The following is a 3,256-nucleotide window of genomic DNA, read 5'->3' as shown; positions in this document are numbered from 1 at the left end:
GCAAACCCATTTGTTCGAGTTCAGGAAAGTGGAGAATGTGTTGCATATCCACTTCGATTCTATCTTGTAAACTGTACCTTTAAATGAAATTAGATGTCCATTATGCCTTACCTTGCCCCTGGGTTTGCTTTTAAGCTTTGGTAGTATACTTATTGATTTTAATCTGTCAAACAACAAGTTCGCATCATCAATTTCGCCAAGTAAATATATTGTTCTCGCAAACCAAAATTGAGCCTGATATCTGCTATCACCTTTTGTGAATGACCGTTTTAAATGATGCTTAATTGTTTCTAAATTTGGAACCTTATCTTTGGTCAGATTCATTGCATACCTGAAGTTAACATCTTTATCGTTTGGAATTAGCCTTAATGTTTCTTCCATAATACCTCTAGCTTTCTCATCTGCTCTATTTTGCTCATAAAGATTTGTCAACCTAAGGCATAAATATGGACTTCTTTTATTTAACTCAAAAGCCCTTTCAAGTAGTACTATTGCTTCTGGCTTATTATTCAGTAATTTGTTAAATTGTGATTCGGCTTCTAAAATAAATTCTTGCTCTGGAAATTGTTGCCTAGCACTCGCAAACGTTTTCTCTGCTTCCTTAATAGCTCTTTCAATTGAAGGCGAGTCATTATCATCAATTATGCGCTTAATTTTAAATATATGAACCTTCAACAGAGTATGATATGGATGTGGTTTATCCTTAAATTTTGAGATTAATTTTTTGCAAATGGCCTCAGCTTCTTTTAGATATTTATCTATCTCCAATTTGTGTTTTGATTTTTCAGCTTTCACAAATGCTATTTCAGCAAAGGAATGTTGAATTATTGAGTCTTTAGGAGAAATCTTGATCGCCTCAGAAAGCAAACTTTCTGCCTTATTAATACTTCCTCCGTTTGCTGTCATTTCAAATATAGCCTCCTGCTGCATTAATTTTGGGTCATCCACATTACTTTCGGATGCCACTTTGTATAATTCTCTTATCATTTCGGGGTCCGAAAAGTTTTCTTTCAAATTCCTTGCTTTGGTCATGGAAAGGAATGCGGTTCTGTCATTTTCATAATCGACATCTAAACATGAAAGAATTCTCAAATATTCATCGTAACGCATTTGCTTGTCCGACAATACTTCAGAAAAGATTATTTCTGCAATTTGTTTATGCCTTGTCCTATATACAAAATCATTAATTCGGTAATCTCTACTGTCGAACACAATAAATTCAAGAGGCTTAAAAAGTTTCTCCTTAAAATGCGAAAATGAAATGTCATGAACCCTTGAAATTAACCCTGCCCTAGTTTCGGTACCAAGACGATGTAGTATACTAACTGTTAAATAAAGTGACTTTGCTGTTTCATCTGTTATGGAATTGTATTCATCCACAACTATTTCAGAGAACGGCTTTCCTAAAGTACTTTCATACAATGCAACAAGTAGTTCCCTTCCTGCTTTATATGAAAGAGCTTCGACTCTTCGTTCCTTTGATTTGCTCTTCAAATAACCTAAAGAGTCATATTGTTCAAGCTTCTCAAGAAGTCTTTCTATTTCCTTATCATTAAGGTATTCTAACTGGTAATCATCCGTTAAATAATTGCACAAGTCCTCGCATTCAGTATTCCAGGTATTTACTCGTTCAGCTCCAATAATGGTAATTGCCAGATTGTCCTTCTTTATTTTCGAGATCAGTGAAATCACTTCTTCACTTGAATCGGATATATTGTCGATGAAAATATAAATTCTTTCTTTAAGGTAATTACATAATTCAATAATAGGCTCATGTTTAATAATGGAGTTTTTATTATAAAAAATACAGATACGCTCAAACTCTATACTAGCATCCCAAGCTAAACGTTTAAGTAATACTGATTTTCCTGAACCTGCATATCCTTGAAGTAGATAAAACTGGAAATCTATCATGGCATGATTATCGTCATCCAAGAATACCTCATAAAGGATTGTATCTGTAATATTTCTACGAGCATCTAATTCTTTAAGAATAGGATCCCAATTTTCAAAATATCCCTTATAAAACTCTTTTGGGTCGGTGTTTCTTTCTTTTAATCTAGAATGCACATATTGAATATCATATGTTAAAAAATTCAATAAAGATTCAGATGGTCTCAGGTCTGCAAGACTTACTGACGATTTATCAAATATTGGATGTACAGCACTATCTATAGGTTTCGCAAGTGCCAATTTAACCTTATCAGGACTAATTTCTTTTTCAAGTTGAACTAAGAATTCACTAAAAGTAGATTTTATCGAAGAAATCTTCTTGCCTTCCCACATTCTAGTTTCAGCCTCTTTTATGTCAGGACCAACCATATAGGACCTAGGACGACCATCTTTCAACTTGCTTAATTCAAGTAATATTGCTCGAATATCATAGTCTGCAAAACTAAATCCAACAAAGAGAAAGGTGTACTCGTAAGCTAATTCCTGAACACGATGAAACAATCTATCCCTATTCTTTTTATGAGTTACATATTGGTCGGGTGTTAATATTAGCGGAGTATTTATGTCATTGATATCCGAAATACAACCATGAACTTTGTAAAAGGGTAAATCTTTAACCGACTTAAGCTTATCTCTAACTCTTTCTCCATTCTTAATAAATTTTGCTAAGTGTTGTAGTGGCTTTTTATTTTGGCTATAGGCTCTTTCTATAATATAATCATAATTAGTTGTTACAATGGACTTCCAAACATAATTGGGGATTTTTTTATGATATTCATTCGGATTAAAAGGCTCAAATAAATCATAAATGAATTGTTGAACAGTCAATAAATCATATTCAGAGATCGCTATCTCAGATGTATATTGTAAAGATTGGTCTTTGTAATCATCTGTAAGGAATTTTTCAACTATCAGGTTGGAGAGATGATTGCCGAGCGGTGGCGAAGTCATTTTCGGGTGTTCCGCGCCAGCAGAGGCACCTGATCCTAAAAATAATACTACATTTCCTTCTTTAATTTGGTCTATTAACGGCTTAGGTATCTCCATAATCTTTACATTGTTTTTAGGGTTGGCAAAAATTGCACTCTTTTTGCAAATTTTGGTTTGTGCGTCGGCCTGTACGATTTGCAATTGTGCCAAATGTGCTTTGCAATTTATGGTTTCTATTTTACACTGGTCTATTTTCTATTTCTAGCATGACACACACCCCCTCCGAAAATACATAGTATTTATATTTCTTTTATCTAGACTTGGAGTTGTTCCTTCATAATTACTATTAAAATTCAGCTTGTTCTTTGTGGCT

At 33.7% G+C, this 3,256-nt stretch carries 1 protein-coding gene; it reads right to left on the bottom strand.

Annotated elements, in window-relative coordinates:
• Positions 1-3,000, bottom strand: a 3,000-nt coding sequence (locus NC99_RS04265; protein WP_157624434.1) for an SIR2 family protein, incomplete at its 3' end; no start/stop codon positions are given.
• Positions 3,001-3,256 lie beyond the last annotated feature (256 nt).

Origin of the sequence: Sunxiuqinia dokdonensis, from assembly GCF_001270965.1 — a bacterium.
GTDB classification, from domain to species: Bacteria; Bacteroidota; Bacteroidia; order Bacteroidales; family Prolixibacteraceae; genus Sunxiuqinia; species Sunxiuqinia dokdonensis.
This window is presented reverse-complemented; position numbering and strand designations above follow the sequence as displayed.